The 21,241-nt window shown below is 44.6% G+C and carries 18 protein-coding genes; 12 read left to right on the top strand and 6 right to left on the bottom strand.

Annotated elements, in window-relative coordinates; all coding sequences use genetic code 11:
• Positions 1 to 45: 45 nt before the first annotated feature.
• The 6 genes from L0992_24555 to L0992_24530 all read left to right on the top strand — a co-directional run bounded on the left by L0992_24555 (position 46) and on the right by L0992_24530 (position 7,271).
• Positions 46 to 1,041 carry a TRAP transporter substrate-binding protein gene (locus L0992_24555; protein ID XGB69542.1) on the top strand — a complete coding sequence of 332 codons (996 nt, stop codon included), beginning with the start codon at positions 46 to 48 and terminating at the stop codon, positions 1,039 to 1,041.
• Positions 1,042 to 1,203: 162 nt separating this feature from the next.
• Complete coding sequence (locus tag L0992_24550; GenBank protein XGB69541.1) at positions 1,204 to 1,767, top strand: TRAP transporter small permease; 564 nt, start codon at positions 1,204 to 1,206, stop codon at positions 1,765 to 1,767.
• Complete coding sequence (locus L0992_24545) at positions 1,764 to 3,044, top strand: TRAP transporter large permease (GenBank protein ID XGB69540.1); 1,281 nt, start codon at positions 1,764 to 1,766, stop codon at positions 3,042 to 3,044. The genes L0992_24550 and L0992_24545 overlap by 4 nt, the downstream gene beginning before the upstream one ends.
• 513 nt (positions 3,045 to 3,557) lie before the next feature.
• On the top strand, positions 3,558 to 4,532 hold the full coding sequence (locus L0992_24540) for an ester cyclase (GenBank protein XGB69539.1): 975 nt from the start codon (positions 3,558 to 3,560) through the stop codon (positions 4,530 to 4,532).
• A 17-nt stretch (positions 4,533 to 4,549) separates the two neighbouring features.
• A complete protein-coding gene (locus tag L0992_24535) occupies positions 4,550 to 5,545 on the top strand; it encodes an ester cyclase (protein XGB69538.1) in 996 nt (331 codons plus the stop codon).
• A complete protein-coding gene (locus L0992_24530; GenBank protein XGB69537.1) occupies positions 5,538 to 7,271 on the top strand; it encodes a sodium/solute symporter in 1,734 nt (577 codons plus the stop codon). Before L0992_24535 ends, L0992_24530 begins: the two co-directional genes overlap by 8 nt.
• Positions 7,272 to 7,401: 130 nt before the next feature.
• Here L0992_24530 and L0992_24525 read toward each other — a convergent pair whose 3' ends face one another.
• From L0992_24525 to L0992_24505, 5 genes are all read right to left on the bottom strand, one after another.
• Complete coding sequence (locus tag L0992_24525) at positions 7,402 to 7,947, bottom strand: RNA-binding S4 domain-containing protein (GenBank protein XGB69536.1); 546 nt, start codon at positions 7,945 to 7,947, stop codon at positions 7,402 to 7,404.
• 117 nt (positions 7,948 to 8,064) lie between these two features.
• Positions 8,065 to 9,687 carry a microcin C ABC transporter ATP-binding protein YejF gene (yejF, locus tag L0992_24520; protein XGB69535.1) on the bottom strand — a complete coding sequence of 541 codons (1,623 nt, stop codon included), beginning with the start codon at positions 9,685 to 9,687 and terminating at the stop codon, positions 8,065 to 8,067.
• A gap of 9 nt (positions 9,688 to 9,696) precedes the next feature.
• On the bottom strand, positions 9,697 to 10,719 hold the full coding sequence (locus tag L0992_24515) for an ABC transporter permease (protein XGB69534.1): 1,023 nt from the start codon (positions 10,717 to 10,719) through the stop codon (positions 9,697 to 9,699).
• A 31-nt stretch (positions 10,720 to 10,750) separates the two neighbouring features.
• Positions 10,751 to 11,839 (bottom strand): microcin C ABC transporter permease YejB, encoded by a 1,089-nt coding sequence (locus L0992_24510; protein ID XGB69533.1) that lies wholly within the window; start codon positions 11,837 to 11,839, stop codon positions 10,751 to 10,753.
• A gap of 12 nt (positions 11,840 to 11,851) precedes the next feature.
• Positions 11,852 to 13,747, bottom strand: coding sequence for an extracellular solute-binding protein (locus L0992_24505; GenBank protein ID XGB69532.1), 1,896 nt, complete (start codon positions 13,745 to 13,747; stop codon positions 11,852 to 11,854).
• Between the two features lie 404 nt (positions 13,748 to 14,151).
• On the opposite strand from L0992_24505, the gene L0992_24500 reads away from it, so the two are divergent.
• Positions 14,152 to 15,195 carry an endonuclease/exonuclease/phosphatase family protein gene (locus L0992_24500; GenBank protein ID XGB69531.1) on the top strand — a complete coding sequence of 348 codons (1,044 nt, stop codon included), beginning with the start codon at positions 14,152 to 14,154 and terminating at the stop codon, positions 15,193 to 15,195.
• 150 nt (positions 15,196 to 15,345) lie between these two features.
• Here the strand turns inward: L0992_24500 and L0992_24495 are convergent, their stop codons facing one another.
• Positions 15,346 to 15,966: a porin family protein gene (locus L0992_24495; protein ID XGB69530.1), complete on the bottom strand. Its 621-nt coding sequence runs from the start codon at positions 15,964 to 15,966 to the stop codon at positions 15,346 to 15,348.
• Positions 15,967 to 16,371: 405 nt separating this feature from the next.
• Here L0992_24495 and L0992_24490 point away from each other — a divergent pair, with 405 nt between their 5' ends.
• The 5 genes from L0992_24490 to rbsB all read left to right on the top strand — a co-directional run bounded on the left by L0992_24490 (position 16,372) and on the right by rbsB (position 21,034).
• Positions 16,372 to 16,686, top strand: a complete 315-nt coding sequence (locus tag L0992_24490; GenBank protein ID XGB69529.1) for a winged helix-turn-helix domain-containing protein — start codon at positions 16,372 to 16,374, stop codon at positions 16,684 to 16,686.
• Positions 16,687 to 17,014: 328 nt separating this feature from the next.
• On the top strand, positions 17,015 to 17,434 hold the full coding sequence (rbsD, locus tag L0992_24485) for a D-ribose pyranase (protein XGB69528.1): 420 nt from the start codon (positions 17,015 to 17,017) through the stop codon (positions 17,432 to 17,434).
• 99 nt (positions 17,435 to 17,533) lie between these two features.
• The gene (gene rbsA / locus L0992_24480) at positions 17,534 to 19,039 is read left to right on the top strand and encodes a ribose ABC transporter ATP-binding protein RbsA (GenBank protein XGB69527.1); all 1,506 of its coding nucleotides are present in this window, start codon (positions 17,534 to 17,536) and stop codon (positions 19,037 to 19,039) included.
• Positions 19,036 to 20,028 (top strand): ribose ABC transporter permease, encoded by a 993-nt coding sequence (rbsC, locus tag L0992_24475; GenBank protein ID XGB69526.1) that lies wholly within the window; start codon positions 19,036 to 19,038, stop codon positions 20,026 to 20,028. Before rbsA ends, rbsC begins: the two co-directional genes overlap by 4 nt.
• A 127-nt stretch (positions 20,029 to 20,155) precedes the next feature.
• Positions 20,156 to 21,034, top strand: coding sequence for a ribose ABC transporter substrate-binding protein RbsB (gene rbsB, locus L0992_24470; protein ID XGB69525.1), 879 nt, complete (start codon positions 20,156 to 20,158; stop codon positions 21,032 to 21,034).
• Positions 21,035 to 21,241 lie beyond the last annotated feature (207 nt).

Genomic DNA, 21,241 nt, shown 5'->3' with positions numbered 1-21,241 from the left:
TCAAATGAATGCACATAAAAGCCATGTGATGAACAAGGAAGAACGATGAAACGCGCAATCTTTACCTCGATTACTGCCCTCGGCTTAACGCTGTCTAGCATGAATACCTTTGCAAGCAATGTGATCCGCCTTGCTCACGACAGCCAAGAAACATCACCAGTCCATAAAGCCATGCTTCACTTCGAAAAAGAGTTGGAATCTCGCTCTAATGGCGAACTTGAAGTGGAGATCTACCCAGCTCGACAGCTCGGTGATGTTCGTGAAACCACCGAACTTGTCCAGCAAGGCAACTTACAGATGACCTTTGGTGCATCGGTGTTGCTGTCACCTTACGTACCTGAGTTCAACGTACTTGATGTTTTCTACCTATTTGAAGATGAAGCACAAGCACACAAGGCATTGGACAGCGACAAGATCGGTAAACCACTTCTTACGTCAATGGAATCGAAAGGCTTCCACGGCTTAGGTTTCATGGAGGTTGGTTTTCGTAGTATCACTAACAACAAGCAACCTATCGAAAGTATTGAAGATCTTAATAGTTTAAAAATTCGTTCGGCGTCAAACCCAACACAAATCAGTGCTTGGAAATCAGTCGGCACAGCGCCTACACCACTCTCTTGGGGTGAGATCTTCACTTCGCTACAGCAAGGCTTAATCAATTCGCAAGAAAGTGCAGTTTACTCCATCTATGCAGAGCGTTTTTACGAAGCTCAAGAGTACCTGTCACTCACCAATCACATCTACACCAACTACGTGTTGTTCATGAATAAAGAGTTCTGGGACTCTCTACCAAGCGATCAACAAGTACTTATCAATGAAGTAAGCCAAGAAACCATCGCGGTACAGCGTGACCTCGCGGCGAAGCAGAACCAAGAAGTCATTAAAGAACTTGAAGCGAAAGGCATGACAGTAAACGTAGTGCCAACCGATGTTAGAGCTCAGATGAAAGAGAAGATGAATGCAGCGGTTTACCAAGAACTGCGCAGTAAAACCGGTGAAGCACTATTCGACAGCGTGATTACAGAGATCGAACATCTGTAGTTCGTACCTTTGTCATCTATCACCTTTTACCGACAAACCGTTTTAACGATCTAACAATCGTTACCTCAGATCTCAGGGCATTCTATAAACGGTGCCCTAGGTCTGAGCTGTCGTGTATTCATTGGCATTCAATGCCCTTTTCAACACTCTTTGGAGTTACGTATGAAATGGTTTCGCCTGTTCGACCGATACTTCGAACCAACACTGATCGTACTTTCTATCTCGCTGATGACCGCTCTACTCTGTTTACAGATAGCATTGCGCCTATTCGACGCTTCAATCGCTTGGGCGGAAGAACTCGCCCGTTACCTTTTCGTTTGGGCGATGTACTTGAGCATCAGCTATTGCATTCGCGATGATCGACATATTCGTATTCGTCTGTTCATCGACAAACTACCTGGAAATCTAACTCACTATAGTTTGATTCTTTCTGATCTTATCTACCTTGCCTTCAGCTGCACCGTAGCGTGGTTTGGCTTCAAAGTGATTGGTCGAAGCTTGAAACTGGGTCAAATCGCTCCCGCGATGGAAATCCCTATTGCTTGCTTGTATGCATCCGTTCTGGTGTGTGCGGTATTAAGCTCTATACGCTTGGTAGTCAGCATCAACAAACGTATCTCAGTCATTGCTTATTCACCAAAACCGGTTCGACTCACGCAACACCGTTACCGCCACTTGAAGGCAAAACACCGCACATCTAACCGTTTGTTGGAGCTAAGCTTATGACCTCTGCTTTGTTATTTGGTAGTTTCGGATTACTGCTTCTTATTGGCGTTCCCGTAGGTATTGCACTGGCAGGTGCCAGCATGCTGGCAATCTTGAGCCTACCCTTTTTAAATGTCGAGTTTTTAGTACAAGGCTTGGTGACAGGCCTGGACTCTTTCCCTTTATTGGCTGTTGTACTCTTCACATTGGCCGGTAACCTAATGAGCCAAGGCGGTATATCAAAACGCCTTTTGCATGTTGCTGAAGTTTTCTTTGGACACTTCACTGGTGGCTTAGGGATTGTGGCGATCGTTGCGTGTATGTTCTTTGCTTCCATCTCTGGTACAGGTTCAGCAACCGTTGCAGCTATTGGCTTAACCATGATTCCGTCTATGGTGAAAAAAGGCTACGACCGAAGCTTTGCTGGTGCCTTGATCGCTTCTTCAGGCGGTATCGGTGTGATTATTCCACCGTCTGTTGTGATGATCGTGTATGCTATTACTGCAGAAGTGTCCGTGACGAAAATGTTCATGGCCGGCATTATGCCTGGTGTTGTCGTCGGACTCGTCCTTATCGGTTACTGTTTGATCGTATCTAAAATCCGCGGCTACAAAGGTAACGATAAGAAAGCAACATGGCCTGAGAGACTGGCAGCGCTTAAAGAAGCGATTTGGGCAATGCTATTGCCCGTAATCATTCTTGGCGGCATTTATTCGGGTGTATTCACGCCAACTGAATCAGCCGCGATTGGCGTGTTATACGGCTTGTTTTTCGGCATGTTTGTTTACAAAGAGCTGGATTACAAAAAGGTCGTGAAGATCATTTTAGAATCTTCGTTATTGGTAGGTGCAGTACTTGTGATTGTAGGCGCTTCAGTTACCTTTGGTCGAATCCTAACGCTTGAGCATCTACCAACTGAAATCGCACAGTTCATTCTCTCTATCACGGAAAACAAGCTGCTCATCTTGCTATGTATCACCGCACTGCTACTGATCGTCGGTACATTCATGGAGACATTAGCGGCGATTGTTATCTTAACTCCTATCCTGCTGCCTATCGTGACCGCATTAGGAATGGATCCTATTCACTTCGGTATCGTGATGATCGTGAACCTAGCCATCGGGTTTGTCACTCCCCCACTCGGCGCCAACTTATTTATGGCCAGCCAAGTAGGTAATGTGCCGATTGAATCCTTGTCTCGGGCGATTTTAGGTTGGATTGGTGCCATGCTCGTCGCTTTGATGATCATTACCTTTGTGCCAGCGATATCACTGTTCCTTCCAGAGTTATTGTCTTAAGCGTACCCATCAACAAAGCCACTCAATATTCATCTTTGAGTGGCTTTTTCAATCCAACCACTCCCAAACTTATCGTTGCATGCGAATCCATTTTTAATCAAAGAAATCCAAACAAAAAATTAACAACCTGAGTAAAACACCATCACATAAGAGTCATTACTCTAAAGCCTCTCTCGTCATCACTTCGATATAATAAATCATCACAGAGCATTCTCTGGCTTAACACTCACCTCACCAAACCACCTTAAATAGCAACAAATACAATAACTTATTCTAATTTTCACTACATTCAAACCCAATTATCTTGTTCATATACACTCGATAAATATGGAATCACCACTCAATTATCTTACTGAGAACCGTATTTTGAGAGTTGTTAAAAAACAGATCCAACCCACAATAAAGAAACATATGCAAAACACCTCATTGACACAGTGATAACAAAAGGCAATATTGGATACGTAACCAAAAATAATCCAATAACTAATTTTATGACGCATCAGGAGGTGATTAATGGCTATGGTTGGCTTTGATTCTAAATGGCAAGATTTTCCGGATTACATATTAGGTATCACTAAAGAAATTTGGGAAGATCGAGGTCTGAGTACCCTACATAACTATTACTCACCTGACATTATCGTCCGTACACCACTCTCCATCACCAAGGGAAACGAAAAGGTCATCAGCGCGACCATGGGCACACTAGCCGAGTTCCCGAACCGTACCTTATTGGGTGAAGACGTTATTTGGTCAGGGACTCCTGAGCAAGGCATGCTCTCATCACATCGAATCATTTCAACAGCTACTCACACTAATGATGGTGTATTTGGTAAAGCCACAAACAAAACACTTAAGTTTCGAATTATCGCTGACTGCCATGCCATCAATAACCAAATCAATGACGAGTGGATGATCCGAGACATCGCTGCGATTGCAAACCAACTGGGTATGACGTCAGAAGAGTACGCTCGTCAACAAATCGAAATAGAGGGTGGCGTTGAGCAATGCCCCTTCCCTTTCACTCCCCAAGTCGACATTCAAGGCCCTTACCTTGGTGTAGGAAATGACAATGAATACGGTCAGCGCTATGAAGACATACTGCGACGTGTAATGAGTGCTGAGTTCTCGGTAATACCAAAAGAATATGACCGAGCTTGTATTGGCGAATACACGGGCGGTCAAACTGCACTCTCTCATAACGAGATCGACCAGTTTTGGATGTCACTGCGCTCGTCATTTCCGAACGCGGAATTCAAAATTCACCACCGTATTGGCCGCAATGACGAAATGATGTCACCGCGTGCGGCTATTCGTTGGTCGCTACAAGGCAAGCATGAAGGCTACGGCATGTTTGGAAAACCTACAGGAAAAGACGTTTACATCATGGGAATCAGCCATGCAGAGTTTGGACCTTGGGGCCTACGCAGAGAATTTACGCTACTTGATGAAAGTGCTGTCTGGAAACAGATTTTAATCCAAATCGGTTAACTATATAAGGAAATAACATGTTGAACAGCTTGATTGAAAATTTCTACAAAACGTATTTTAACGCTCACTCTTCAGAGCGTACTCAAGTAGCTCAAGAGATGCTAAATGCCGACGTTAAATGGTGTGTCGCTCACCCGATTAATGACATCTCTGGTGTCGATGCGACCGAGCAAGCATTCTTATTGCCGCTAGTAAACTCGCTACCTGATGTAGAACGACGCCCTTCAATCATTATGCAAGGTGAATACGAAGGCCGCACTTGGGTAAACTCTACTGGCTACTTTGTTGGCACATTTGCAAAACCATTGTTTGGTATCCCAGCAACAGGAAAAACACTCTACTTGCGCTATACCGAAATGGTTTGTATCCAAGAGGGTCAAATTGTCGAATCCTATCTAATCCCTGATTTTATTGATGCAATGAACCAAGCTTGTGTTAATCCGTTGCGAGCAAGCCTAGGTCATGCTGGGCTAGTCCCTGCCCCAGCAACTCAAGATGGCATATATGCAGGTAGCGTCAACACTGAAGAGAGTCAGAAAAGCCAAAAACTAGTGCTAGACATGCTGGCTTGCTTAGGTCGATTTGATGGTAAACGCCTTGATTCAATGGATCTAGAAAACTACTGGCATGACGACTTCATGTGGTACGGACCGGCTGGTATTGGTACGACTCGTGGTATCCAAGGCTTCCGCGACCACCATCAAGGACCATTTGTCTTTGCCTTCCCTGATCGAAGTGTCGATATAGAGCTCAATATTTTGTCCAAAAATGACTACGTATCCACAGGTGGTTGGCCACACATGCACGGTACACATACTGGCACCAGTGGCTGGTTAGGGTTAGCACCGACAGGCAAGCACATCGAGCTTCGCGTTATGGATATCTGGCGACGAGAAGGCGAACTACTCAAGGAGAACTGGGTCGCTATCGATATCGCACACATCTTAAAACAGCTTGGTTACGATCTGTTTGAGCAAATGGAAGAACAACTAAAAGGACGTGAGCATGTATGAGTTTGGCGCTTTAAACTGGACAATTCTCGGTACCTATATCGTCCTGACTTTAGTTATGGGTGCACTGGTTGGTAGACGCGTGACTTCCGCTAACCAATTTGCATTAGGCGATAGAAACATTCCATGGTGGGCCATCGGTATTTCTGTTGTGTGTACCTATGTCAGTGCGATGTCTTTCTTAGGTGGGCCAGCTTGGTCTTACAAAGAAGGCTTGTCGGTGATCGCTATCCACCTAAACTACCCTTTGGTGATTTTCTTTATCGTTGCTGTGTTTATGCCGTTTTTCTACAACAACGGTCTTACTTCAATTTATGAATATCAAGAACGACGCTTTGGTAAAGCTTCTCGTATCACTCTGTCTTTGATTTTCTTAATTAAACAGGCGATAAGCTCCGCTGCGGTCTTATATGCGACCTCGTTAATCCTCGAGTTCATTACAGGCATCGACGTAACTTACTGCATCATCATCGTCACTGTTATCGCGCTAATCTATACCGTAATGGGGGGAATTGCCGCCGTTATTTGGACAGATGTCATTCAAGCGGTCATTTTGTTTCTTGGTGCGTTCATCATCATCGAAGCCGTTTGGAATGGCATGCCACAACCAATGACGGAAGTGATGCAAAACCTTAAGTCAGACGGCATGACCGACGCGTTACAGACCAATTTAGATTTAAGCCAAGTGACCACGGTATGGGCCGGCGTTATCGCAATGACAATGTTCCACACGACTGTGTATGGCGGTAACCAAATGATGGTTCAACGCTGTATGGCGGCTAAGAATATGGGTGATGCGAAAAAAGCGATGCTAATGATGGGTTACGTTGCTTTCTTCATCTACTTCGTATTCATTCTGTTAGGCGTATTATTTAACGCTTACTACGATGGTAAAGAGTTTGAGAATGGTAATACCATCATCCTTCACTATGCCAGCGAATATGGTATGCCAGGGCTGATGGGAATCATCGCGGCGGCTATTCTAGCAGCAAGTATGTCGAGCCTAGACTCCGCTTTTAACTCTATGGCTACCGTCTCTGTTACTGACTTCTATAAACGCTTTTACAAGAAAAACGAGTCAGAGGAACATTACCTCAAAGTATCGCGTTTCTTCACGGTTATGTGGGCGCTATGTATCATCATTCCAGCTTTCATGTTTGCAACCAGTACAGGCTCAGTTTTAGAAATATTGAGTAAAGCGGGTTCGTATTTTGTAGGTGCAAACTTCTGTATGTTCGTGCTTGGTTTCTACTCCAAACATATTACAGAAAAAGGACTATTAATTGGTGTCGCAGCAAGCTTCTTGGCAATCTGGTATGTAGCAGTAGCGACTGATATCGCTTGGCCTTGGTACTGTGTCATCGGTGTTTTCGTGAATGCGATTGTCGCGTACGCTGCCAGCTTGTTGCTAACTGGCAAACAGACAGAAATGCACCTTTATACAGTCAAAGGCCAGCAAGCAGAATATGCACGCTTGAACAAGCCGGTCAAAGAAGATGGTTGGTATGTTGTTCCGGGTAAAGTCGATGCGCCTTGTTGGGGACTGCTCGTGATGTTCGTATTCTCGCTCGTTCTACTTTGGGGGATTAACGAGTTCATTGAGAACGCACCAATGTTGATCAACTTTATCCGAGTCTGCTCTGTCATTGTTGCTGCAAGCGTCATCGGTTATATGATTTACTCATTCAAGCGATCTAAGACGTCAAACGAAGTAGAACAAACCAGTTAGAGTTATCCTCAAATTAAGCTAGCTACAACAAAAAAGGCTCACTATCACAGTGAGCCTTTAGGCATCTGGCAAACGCTAAAAATACATGTAGCGAGGCTAAGCTATCGAAGAATCGTTTTAGAGCTGTAGTTTAGAAGAATTCGATAGAGTTACGGCCGCTTTTGTCATCACGTGTTGGCTTAGGCGTGTCCGCTTTCTTTTTCGGTTTGTTTTCTTTCTTATCTTTTTTCTGTTTCTTAGGTTCAGCTTTAGCGCTTAGCATATCTGCAGTGCTTCGCTGTGATTCTTTCTTGCTTGAACCTTTTTTAGATTGGCCTTTCTTCGCCTTGTTATTTTGTTTAGGCGCTTCTTTCTTTTTCGGCTTTTCTGATTCTTCTTGTACTGGCTGATCACACACCACTACATAGTATTCTTGGTTGAATTCGAAAAAGTCACCATCGTACATCTTGCGGCGCTTACGCGTTTCTAGCTCACCATTTACCGCTACGTAGCCTTCCGAAATAATGTGCTTAGCTTCACCGCCACCGCTTACTAGGTTAGCAATCTTAAACACTTTGTAGAGCTCGATTGGCTGAGAAGAAACATCGATACCAATGGCTTCGATTTCAATCTCTTCGCCTTCTTCACCGTGCTCGTAACCTTCGTAATCAGCGTCTTCGTAATGTTCTTGGTCCATGGTGACCTCTACCTAAATATGTACTTCTGAAATATTGGGCGCAGTGTAATCGTAAAACAAGTAAATGACCATGTTGAATTCAACCAGAGCCCATTTGTTTTAAACAAACTCCCTGCATTATAAAGCTCCACCGACATTCGAGAGGCTAACCAACTGCTTGGTGTACTCATGCTGCGGATTACCAAACAAAGTTTCAGTATCGCCCTTCTCTATCACCTCACCGGCTTTCATCACGATGGTGTAATGACATAGGGACTTCACGACATTCAAATCATGGCTGATGAATAGATACGTCAGATCGTACTTTTCTTGGAGTGACTTCAGTAGATCCAGCACTTGCGCTTGAACGGTTCTGTCGAGTGACGACGTCGGTTCATCTAACAAGATAAACTCTGGCTTCAGAATCAAAGCACGAGCAATCGCGATACGCTGCCTTTGCCCGCCTGAAAACTCATTCGGGTAACGGTGACGAGTTTCAGGGTCTAGGTCGACTTCTTTCATAACATCACAGATGCGTTGGTCTAGTTCTGTGTCATCCAATTGTTGATGCACTAACAAACCCTCACCAATTACTTGCGCGACCGACATCCTTGGGTTCAATGCCGAGAACGGGTCTTGAAAGACAACTTGCATACGGCTTCGAAACGGCAGCATCTGTTGACGGTTTAACCCTTGAAGCTGTTCGCTCGAATAAGTTATCGAGCCTTCACTCTCCACCAGCTTCAAAATTGCCATACCCGTTGTTGATTTACCCGAGCCACTCTCACCGACTAGGCCGATAGAGTGCCCTTTCTTCAAGGTGAACTCCATATCCGTGACGGCTTTAACATGCGAAATGGTTCGCTTGAACAAACCGCCCGTAATCGGGAACCAAACACGCAGTTGGTTTACATCAAGCAGAGGTTTACTTTCTGGTGATACGGGAACAGGTAAACCTTTTGGATCGGAGTTGATGAGTTTCTGAGTGTAAGGGTGAGCAGGCGCGTTAAACAGCGTTTTACAGTCGTTGCTTTCAACAAGGCGACCGTCTTTCATTACCGCGACTCTGTCAGCAATTTTACGAACAATACTTAAGTCATGAGTAATGAAAAGCATCGCCATACCGAGCTCTTGTTGCAGATCTTTCAGCAGGTCGAGGATCTGCGCCTGTACCGAAACATCCAATGCAGTTGTCGGCTCATCAGCAATTAGCAACTCTGGTTCATTGATAAGTGCCATCGCGATCATTACACGTTGACGTTCACCACCAGATAACTCATGTGGGTACGCTGAAATCTTTTGCTCAGGGTATCGAATCCCAACCTTAGAAAGCCACTCAATAGCCAAAGCTTGCGCTTTGTTGGTTCGCATACCTCGGTGAATCGCGAGGGTTTCAACAAGCTGTTTGCCAATTCGATGAAGCGGGTTTAGGGAAACCATAGGCTCTTGGAAGATCATGCCGATACGGCCACCACGAATCCCACGCAGCTGTCTTTCAGAACAACTCAGAATATCGGTGCCAGAGAAATTGATCTTACCGTTTAAGTAATGAGATGAACCTTTTGGTAACAGCTTTAAAATCGAATTAGCCGTGACCGATTTACCAGAACCACTCTCACCCACTAGCGCGAGCGTTTCACCTTTGTATATTTCTAAAGAGACATCTTGTGTCACTTGTTCTATCGAGTTTCTTCGCCCGAAACCTACAGACAGCTTATCTATCGTCAAAACTGGAGAAGCAGGCGTTGTATTTGAAGTCATAACCTATCCTTACTTCTGTTGATGTGGGTCGAAGGCATCACGTACAGCTTCACCAACGAAGACAAGTAACGTAAGCATCAGTGAAAGCACAACGAAAGCAGAGATACCAAGCCAAGGCGCTTGTAAGTTCGCTTTACCTTGCGCCAACAGTTCACCTAATGAAGGCGAACCCGCAGGAAGACCAAAGCCCAAGAAATCTAATGAGGTTAATGTGGTCACCGAGCCAGAAAGAATAAACGGCATCATGGTTAATGATGCAACCATAGCGTTGGGCAGCATGTGACGAAGCATAATGCGTTTATCATCAACACCCATGGCCTGCGCGGCGCGCACATAATCGAAGTTTCGGCAGCGTAAAAATTCCGCTCGCACGATGCCTACTAAACTCATCCAACTGAACAGCACCATAATCCCTAGCAACCACCAGAAATTCGGCTCAATAAAACTCGACAAAATAATCAACAGGAACAGAGTTGGCATACCAGACCAGACTTCAATGAAGCGCTGTCCGAATAGATCAACCCAGCCACCGTAGTACCCTTGTGTTGCCCCGACGACGACACCGATCACACTCGATACAATCGTCAGAATAAAACCAAATAGAACGGAAATACGGAAGCCATAAATGATACGAGCTAATACATCTCGCCCTTTATCATCGGTTCCTAGCCAGTTCACCGAATCGGGTTCCGATGGCACCGCACCTGAAATATCGAAGTTTATAGTGTCGTAGCTAAACGGAATGATTGGCCACACGATGTAACCGCTCTCTTCAATGAGTTCAATAACATACGGATCTTTGTAGTCGGCTTCAGTTTCAAACTCGCCACCAAACTCTGTCTCAGCATATTCATTGATAACAGGCACAAACCACTGATTATCGTAAGAAACTAAGAGTGGCTTATCGTTGGCAATGATTTCAGCGAACAGGCTCAAGCCAAACAAGATGGTAAATATCCAAAGAGAGATAAAACCACGCTTGTTTGCTTTAAAACGTAACCAACGAGCTTCAGCTAAAGGGTTGTTAAACATTTATTATCAATACCTTGTTATTCGTTCGCCATTAACGCGCTTCAAAATCAATTCGAGGATCAACCCAGGTATACGTCAGGTCGGAGATAATGCTCAGCACCAAGCCAAGCAAGGTCATGATATAGAGAGAACTGAACACCACGGGATAGTCACGTTGAATGGTCGATTCAAAGCCAAGCAGCCCAATGCCTTCGAGTGAAAACATCACTTCAATCAACATAGAACCCGTGAAGAAAATACTAATAAATGCGCTTGGGAAACCCGCAATAATGATCAGCATAGCGTTACGGAAAACGTGCTTGTAGAGAATGCTGCTCTCGTCCAAGCCTTTCGCTCTCGCGGTCACCACATATTGCTTATTGATTTCATCAAGGAAGGAGTTTTTGGTCAGCATGCTCAATGTGGCAAAGCCGCCGATGACCATAGCAAAAATAGGTAACGCCAAGTGCCAGAAGTAGTCTCCAATTTGCTGATACCAATTAAGCTGATCAAAATTACTCGACACCAAGCCACGCAATGGGAACCAACTGAAGTAGTTACCACTCGCGAACAAAATAATTAGGATGATCGCAAACAGGAAGCCCGGCACCGCGTAGCCGACAATCACCACCGCACTCGACCAAATATCAAAGCGAGAGCCGTGATGTATCGCCTTCATAATGCCTAAGGGTATCGAAATCACATAGATGATTAGCGTACTCCACAACCCCAAGGAGATGGAGACAGGTAAACGCTCGATGATTAAATCAATCACGTTACCGCCCTTAAACAGGCTTTCACCAAAGTTAAAGGTCGCGTAATTTTTCAACATATCAAAATAGCGAACGTGAATCGGTTTATCAAAACCAAACTGCTTTTTGATCTCTTCAACCACTTCAGGATCAAGCCCGCGTGAGCCTTTATAACCACTGGCAGATGCTTGATCACTTTCGCTTAAATCAACTTCTTGTCCACCACCAGAAAAACGCTCCATGATGCCAGAGTTATGCCCTTCTAATTGAGCAACGGCTTGTTCTACCGGGCCACCAGGCGCAATCTGAATGATGAAAAAGTTGATGGTGATGATCGCCCACAGCGTGGGGATCACCAACAGTAAACGCCGAAATATATACGCGGCCATGCTAACTAACTCCTAGCGACGTTTTTCAGGAAGCAGAGCTGCCTTCTCTTCTGAAATCCACCATGTATCGATACCTAAGTCATATTTAGGTAATACATCTGGACGCTCAAACTTGTCCCACATTGCCACGCGATATTCACCAACGTGCCATTGAGGAATGTTGTAGAAATTCCATTGCAATACTCGGTCTAGTGAACGACCTAAAGTCAGAAGCTTTTCTGGGTTCTGTTGATTACTCGCGATTTGTTCTGTTAACGCGTCAACCACTGGATCCATCACACCTGCAGTATTGTAAGTAGAATCAATGTAGTTAGAGTTCCAAACAATCATTAAGTTCGGGCTAGGATAAGGGTTTGCAGAAAATGACGAAGAGACCATGTCGAAATCTCGGTCACGAAGACGCTTGATGTACTGAGTCGTATCGATGGTACGGATCTTCATCTCGATACCCATGCGCTTCAAGTTCTTCTGAACAGGCGTTGCAATACGTTCCGTCGTCGGGCTGTAAATCAACAACTCAAATGACAGCGGCTTGCCGGTCTTTTCGTTGGTCATGACTTTGTCTTTCAGCACCCAACCCGCCTCTTTCAGCAATTTGAAAGCTGTACGCATTTGGCTACGAATACGACCGCTACCATCGGTGACTGGTGGTTGGAACTCTTCCGTAAACACTCGTGGTGAAATTTGATCTTTGTACTGAGACAGTAACGCTACTTCAGCTTCGCTTGGCAAGCCTTTCGCTTCATAGTCGGTGTTTTGGAAGTAACTACGAGTACGCTTGTACTGTCCATAGAACATGTTCTTGTTCATCCATTCAAAGTCCATCGCGTAGGTTAACGCTTCACGAACCTTTGGATCTGAGAACACAGGAGATTGAATGTTGAAGACAAAACCTTGAGTCGTTTCTGGCTTCTCATGGTTGATCTCTTCTTTGATGATGTAGCCTTTGTCGAAGTTCGCGCCTGTGTAAGAGTTTGCCCAGAACTTAGCCGAGTTTTCCGTTCGAAGGTCGAACTCCCCTGCTTTAAAGGCTTCTAGCATTACCGTGTCGTCACGGTAGTAATCGTATTGCACTTCCTTGAAATTATTACGACCGACGTTTACAGGCAGGTCGGCAGCCCAGTAGTTTTCATCTAAACCGTAAGTCACGCTTTGACCTGATTTATAGCTGATGATCTTATAAGGACCACTGCCTACAGGCGGCTCACTTAGAGGTTCAGACAGCTTCTTGTCTTTCCAATAATGTTCTGGCAGTACGCGAGTGCTTTGGGCAAAGCTAAACAACTTCTCGCGGTTTGGCTTCTCCATCTCAATACGAACCACTAGATCAGAAACCGCGGTGACTGACTTAATTTCTTTGTAATAGACACGGTATTGAGGCACACCCTCGGTTGAAAACTTATTAAAGGTGAATGCCACATCATGAGCCGTAATAGGCTCGCCATCATTAAACTTAGCTTTTGGATTGATATCGATTTCCATCCAAGTGAAATCACTGGCGTAGCGAACCTTTGAGGCGATTAATGGATAATACGCATCAATCTCGTCGCTCGGAGAAAACATCAAGGTATCGTAAATTTCACCCGTGTAACTTGCCGCAACGCCGCGAGAACCGAATCGATTAAAGCTATCGTAGGTGCCAATGCTGCCGTAGGTCACTTTACCTAGTTTTGGCGCATCAGGATTAACGTAATCAAAGTGAGTGAAATCGACTGGATATTTCGCTTCACCAAAACCAACCAGTTGAGTGGTTTCAATAACGGTGACGGCAGGAGTGGATTCGGTATCAGAGGCGTGTGTAACGGAGGGGTATAGAGCAATAAGCGGCAGCATGACTGCACATGAAGTTAAATTTAACCTGAAATACTGAGTGCGCTGCGAGGCTTTGCTTCGGAAAACTGTTCCCATTTGACTCTCCCTTCAAATGTTATGAATTCGATATTCAACTTGATTAATCGGCTTTGAATGCACACCGTTAAAACAAGTATAGGTTCAAATCTAACATCATGTAATAACTAATAAAACCATCAGCACTTCATCTCTGACGGTTTATTTACAAATTACTCGTCACCGCTCGAAGTTATAGGTTGCAGTTAGCTTTGGTTCCTTTGATTGAGTTGATTAGCTTGGTGACGTTGGAAAGTACGGGTTAAAGCAGAACCACTAAGATTGATCTAGCCTGAATGACACAAGCCTCCACGGCTTAGATTCCCTTTGATTCGCTTCAAAAGTGAAATTTAGGTTCTAAATAATCAACAAACTATACTTTCACTAGAGTATCCTTGCAGCCTAGGTCTAAATGGAATGACACTTTGAATAAACCAAACCAAATAACATTCTCAACGTTCAATCTTTTGAATTACCTCGAACCACCGAATGCTTATTATGATTTTGAGAACATCTACAGCTTCGAGGAGTGGCAAAAGAAGCAAGGCTGGATAGCTGAAGCGATCCGCTCATCCGATTGTGATGTGATTGGCTTTCAAGAGATCTTTAGCCCTGAATCTTTAGAGCAATTAATGAAGGAAATGGGTTATCCATACTTTGCGGTGGTCGATAGCGCACATGTTGAAGATGATTACCTGTACACCTCCCCCGTCGTTGGTATCGCATCGCGTTACCCGATTGAAAATGTGCAGCCAGTGACACCGGATTCAGAGCTACTTTCAGCCTTCCACCTTGACGACAAATTTTCATTCAACCGAACGCCTGTTCACGCGACCATTACATTACCCCATTTAGGTTCGACCGACTGTTATGTTGTCCACTTCAAATCGCAACGTCCAACCGAACCCAAAACTGAACCGCAAGAATCCAGTGACAGCTCAGCAGATAAAAAGCCACAAAGCGAAACCTTGGTTAAGCTTCATCAGGAACAACTAGGCTCTTGGTTATCGAGTGTTCAACGTGGCCTAGAAGCTCAAATGCTGCATCAATACATCACCAATCAACGCTACCAGACAGATCAACCTGTTGTGTTGATGGGCGATTTTAACAAGCCTCTATTCAACGATGAGTTCAAAGGGCTGTTGAGCTATTCATTGAATCGAGATGAAACAAGCAGACATTGGTTATCGCACTTCCGATTAAGAGACAGTTGGGACTTATACCATCAGCTGCATGAAGAAGACTTGCTCGAACAACGTAAACCAACCCATTACTACGGTGCTTCAGGTTCTGTTCTGGATTACATTTTAATGTCGAACGAATTTGACTGCCAGAACTCATCGAGCTTAATGGAGATCTCTCGCTACACAGTGTTAGACCATCACCTGATCAATCCAAGTTTCGAACACGACCAATTCAGTACTGACCATGCCGTCGTCTCTGTTACCGCGCATATTCGTGAAGCATAGCAATTCGATGACGCTCTCAATCGAGATTCACCAGCGATAAGCATTAAAAAAGCCGCGGTTAATAACTGCGGCTTTCCACTTTAGCCAAACGGGTTGAGCCAACCGACGCCCCATTTAGAAACCGATTTACCGCTTAGCAAAGTGTGAAACTTAGAATGTGTACATTGCACCTAGGTAGAAAGAATCCAGTACAACAGTATCTTCTGTCTTGTGTCCGTTTTCGTAATCTTCGATATCAAAAGCATCGGCTTCGTATGCTAGGCGAAAGCTCAACGAAGACATCGTAGGTGGCGTATATTCAACACCAACGCCCATACGGATACCATCTCCTGTATCATCAAAACCATCCCCTGAAGGGCCAGAGCCATCAGCAAACTTCATGTCTAGATCGATGGTCGATAGACCGATAGTGCCAAATGGACGAATGCCATTATCAAACGTGTAACCAAGGTTAGCCGTTACCGAAAAGATTTGAGGTGTCCAAGTGAAAACCTTATTACCAGATTTCGTTTTTAGGGCTATATCACCAAAATCTGTGTATTGAGCTTCAATCGAAACAATGCGGTTAAATTTGTAACCAGCAATTAATCGGTAAGTATTGTCTTCGGCTTTAAAAGTAATAGGCTCATTGATCGTGTCAGTTAACCCACCATCATCAATGCCAGATGTACCGATTGCGCCGCCTAGGTAGAAACCACTGTCTGCTGCCATTACATTGTTTGCTGCAAATGCTGACATCATCGCGATGCTTAGAATAAATTTGTTGTTCATTACTGCTTGACCTTACTTATTACAAATCAAGATTGTTACGCCTTCCTCTGCTGCACAATCTTGTTAGAGTTATCCGACACCCCGCCGAATTCGCAAGCAGGTTAAGCTCACAGAAAACAAAAAAATAAATAAAAATGTAATCACTTTGTCACTTCAAACAACACAATCAGTAATAACCAAATAAACACATGAATAATAAAGAAATAAAAACACGCCCTTTCTAGAGAAAACCTTCCACTCAATTTTCAAACCATCCCATTTTTAGATTTTATTCGCGCGGACTTACGAACGCTTACTTTCAAGAGTGGTGTTATTTCGCATAATCCGCGCGCTTTGAATTACTAGCACACCTAACGAACGACCTAATCAACCTCCACCATTTAGAATAAGACGAACAGAAACACGATGACCCACACCATAAACCTCAACGGCTTAACCCTTGATATCGACGCTCGAACTATCACTAACTCACAGGGGAACAAAATAATGTTGCGCCCTCACCTTTTGGCGGTGCTCTGCTTACTGCTAGAGAATGTAGGAAAACCCATTTCGAGAGAACACATCGTAGATATCTGCTGGGGCGGAGAACTCTCGTCACCTCATGCTCTGGCTAATGTGGTTTATAACCTTCGTAATGTCTTTGCGCGATTGAGAACACCAAACATCCAAATAGTTACTATCAACAAGTTTGGCTATGCGTTAGCGGTTGAGCCCACTTAATTAGCTAGAATTGGGGATTAGAAAACGCCAGATTCAAACAACACTGTGCGAGTAACGCATCACAACCATCCCCTCTTTCAATTCAATCTGATGTTCGACGAATACACCTTGTAGCCCTCAGTTTTGTTCGTATTTATGCAATCAATGTCGGTGACTGAGATCACCAAAAAACACCCCATCGAAACGTTTCGATGATCGTTATCACACTCTAAGAAGGTGAATAGTGCAAATGATAAATCAGACACTATTATCACTATCGAAACGTTTCGATGGCTTTTTCTTGAGTTGTTCTCAACCCATCAAACGTTATTTTTCGATAGGTCGTGATATGAAAAAAAGTACTCTAATAAACTCTGAACTCTCTTACCTAGTGGCGACTCTTGGCCACACAGATGAAATCACGATTTGTGACGCAGGCTTGCCGATTCCGGATCATGTAACTCGTATTGATCTTGCTTTGACTCACGGTGTGCCGAGCTTCGCTCAAACAGTGAAGACCATGCTTGATGAATCTCAAATCGAAGGCGTTGTGATTGCAGAAGAATTTGCGAAAGTCAGCCCTGAACATCACGCAGCGCTGATTGATCAAATCAAAACGGAAGAAGCACGTTGTGGCAAACCGCTTTCGATTACTTACATCACTCATGAAGAATTCAAAGAGCGTACGCATGAAAGCCGCGCTGTGATTCGTACTGGCGAATGCACGCCTTACGCGAATGTTATTTTCCAAGCTGGCGTAACCTTTTAACTTAAGCAAAACGCAACGACAGCTCAGTGTCATCACTGAACCAAAGCAATACATATACAGAACAATCAAATACAACTGGCCCCGAGTAAAGGAACCGACATGACTCAAGCCATTTTAGAACTTAGCTCAATTGAGAAAGCCTTCCCTGGTGTGAAAGCACTGGATAAGGCAAGCCTCAACGTTTACCCAGGACGCGTAATGGCGTTAATGGGCGAAAACGGTGCAGGTAAATCAACCCTCATGAAAGTGCTGACAGGTATTTATCACTTGGATGGCGGTACTATCGCCTACCAAGGAAAGCCTGCTGCATTCAAAGGGCCTCGTGATTCTCAACAAGCAGGCATTAGTATCATTCACCAAGAATTGAACCTAATCCCTGACTTAACCATCGCCGAGAACATCTTCTTAGGTCGTGAAATCACAGGCACGATGGGTCGCATCTTGTGGAACGAGATGTACCAAGAAGCAGACAAGCTACTTAAACGCCTTAACGTTAAACACAGCTCTAAAACACCTCTAGGCCAGCTAAGTCTTGGTGAGCAACAAATGGTAGAGATCGCGAAAGCCCTATCGTTTGAGTCTAAGGTCATCATCATGGATGAGCCGACGGATGCGCTAACCGATACTGAAACTGAGTCTTTGTTTAAAGTAATTAACGAACTGCGTGATGAAGGCTGCGGCATCGTTTACATCTCTCACCGTTTGAAAGAGATCTTTGAGATTTGTGACGACATCACGGTACTGCGTGACGGTAAATTCATTGGTCAATGTGAAGTAAAAGACACCGATGAAGATGGCCTAATCGAAATGATGGTTGGCCGTAAATTGGACGAACAATATCCACGTATCGGCCAGAGCCACGGTGAAACCTGCCTTGAAGTGATTGGCCTTACCGGCTCTGGTGTTCATGACGTGAGCTTTACTCTAAAACGCGGTGAAATCCTTGGTGTCTCTGGGCTGATGGGCGCTGGTCGTACTGAACTGATGAAAGTGATTTACGGTGCCCTTCCGAGTGAACGCGGCGTTATCAACCTAGAAAACAAAACCATTAATCCGGTAAGCCCAAAAGATGGCCTAGCGAATGGCATTGCTTACATTTCTGAAGACCGTAAAGGCGATGGCTTAGTGCTTGGACTTTCAGTGAAAGAGAACATGTCTCTTTGTTCACTGGATCTACTGACTAAGAACGGCCAAATCCAACACAAAGACGAAGTGATTGCGGTTGATGACTTCATCAAGTTGTTCAACATCAAGACCCCTACTCGCGAGCAAATCATCGGCAACCTTTCTGGTGGTAACCAACAGAAAGTGGCTATCGCTAAAGGCTTGATGACCAAACCAAAAGTACTGATTCTCGACGAGCCAACCCGTGGTGTCGATGTCGGTGCTAAGAAAGAAATTTACCAACTCATTAATAAATTTAAAGCCGACGGCATGAGCATTATTTTGGTCTCATCTGAAATGCCAGAAGTGTTAGGAATGAGTGACCGCATCATGGTGATGCATGAAGGCCGTGTAAGCGGTGAATTTGATGCTAAAGAAGCAAACCAAGAATTATTACTGGCGTGTGCGGTCGGTAAAAAGATCAACGAGGACGCAGCATGAGTACTAAAACCATGAGCAAAACAACTGAAACTGAAGCGCCAAAGAAGAAACCGTTAATCAGCAAAGAGTGGCTGATTGATCAAAAGTCATTGATTGCTTTGATCTTCCTGATTGTTGTCGTTTCTTTCTTAAATCCGAACTTCTTTACTGTCGACAACATCCTGAACATTCTGCGACAAACCTCGGTTAACGCAATCATCGCTGTGGGCATGACGCTAGTTATCTTAACCGCGGGTATCGACTTGAGTGTTGGTTCTGTACTGGCGCTTTGTGGTGCATTCGCTGCCAGCATGATTGGCATGGAAATCCCAGTCATGATCGCAGTACCAACCGCTCTTGTAGCTGGTGCAGCATTAGGTGCTATCAGTGGTGTGATTATCGCCAAAGGTAAGGTTCAAGCCTTCATCGCAACGCTTGTTACCATGACACTACTTCGCGGCGTAACCATGGTTTACACCGATGGTCGTCCTATCTCAACAGGCTTCACAGACACAGCAGACGCGTTCGCTTGGTTCGGTACAGGCTACGCAATGGGCATCCCAGTTCCAGTATGGATCATGGTCGTGGTATTCGCAGCGGTATGGTACCTACTTAACCACACACGCTTTGGTCGTTACGTTTACGCACTGGGTGGCAACGAATCAGCAACTCGCCTATCAGGCATCGACGTAGACAAAGTAAAAATCGGCGTTTACGCAATCTGTGGTCTGCTAGCAGCGGTAGCCGGCATCATCGTGGCTTCTCGTTTGTCATCAGCTCAACCAACCGCAGGTATGGGTTATGAGCTAGACGCAATCGCAGCCGTGGTTCTTGGCGGCACAAGCTTAGCCGGCGGTCGTGGCCGCATCATGGGCACATTGATTGGTGCATTGATTATCGGCTTCCTAAACAACGCCCTAAACCTATTAGACGTATCTTCTTACTACCAGATGATTGCAAAAGCAGTGGTTATTCTTCTGGCAGTATTGGTCGACAACAAAAACAAATAAAACCTATTCACACTCTAGGTTAATACAAGTAACACCCTGTTTTACCTTTAAATATTAGAATCTATAAATAATGTAACAACGAGCTAGGACTCACCTCTTAGCTCACCCTACACAAAGGACTTACACCATGAAAAAATTAGCGACTCTTATTTCTGCTGCTCTTCTTTCTACAACAGTATCTGTGTCTGCACAGGCGCAAGATACAATGGCAATCGTTCTGTCTACATTGAACAACCCATTCTTTGTAACCATGAAAGATGGCGCAGAAGCAAAAGCTGAAGAGCTAGGCTACAAGCTTATCGTTCTGGATTCTCAAAACGACCCAAGCAAAGAGCTGTCGAACATTGAAGATCTAACCATTCGTGGTGTTAAGGCAATCCTGATCAACCCAACCGATTCAGATGCTGTGTCTAACGCAATTCGCATGGCTAACCGTTCAAACATCCCAGTACTAACACTAGACCGTGGCGCAAGCCGTGGTGACGTAGTGAGCCACATCGCTTCTGATAACGTAATCGGTGGTGAAATGGCGGGTCACTTCATCATGGAAAAAGTAGGCGAGAAAGCGAAAGTAATCCAACTTGAAGGTATTGCTGGTACGTCTGCAGCTCGTGAACGTGGTGAAGGCTTCATGAACGCAGTAAACGGCAGCGACCTTGAGCTTCTTGCAAGCCAACCTGCTGATTTCGATCGTACTAAAGGTCTGAACGTAATGGAAAACTTGCTTGCAGCTAACCCAGATGTACAAGCAGTATTCGCGCAGAACGATGAAATGGCACTAGGTGCACTTCGCGCAGTTCAAGCTTCAGGTAAAGAAGTAATGATTGTTGGCTTTGATGGCACAGACGACGGCATCGCAGCAGTTAACCGCGGCCTGCTTGGCGCTACAGTTGCACAACAACCTGACCTAATCGGTTCTCTAGGTATCGAAATGGCAGACAAAGTACTGAAAGGCGAAACAGTCGATGAGTACGTACCAGTACCTCTAAAAATCATCGCTAAATAATAGTTACTAGGTAACGCGATATAAAGCAGGGGTCCCCTATCCCCTGCTTTGCTTAACTCATTAGCTCACTGACTCAAAAAAAGCAAAACCCGACAGTGCATCGCTGTTTCTCATAAGCCGCTAACAAGGCGAGCAATTTACGTAACGAGAATTAACGTAATGAGAAAGACCCATGCATTTTCAAATACGATATATCATAAGGCTCGT

It is taken from the genome of Vibrio pomeroyi (assembly GCA_041879425.1).
Taxonomy (GTDB): Bacteria; Pseudomonadota; Gammaproteobacteria; order Enterobacterales; family Vibrionaceae; genus Vibrio; species Vibrio pomeroyi_A.
The sequence above is the reverse complement of the archived record's forward strand: the minus strand, read 5'-3'. Positions and strand labels throughout refer to the sequence as shown.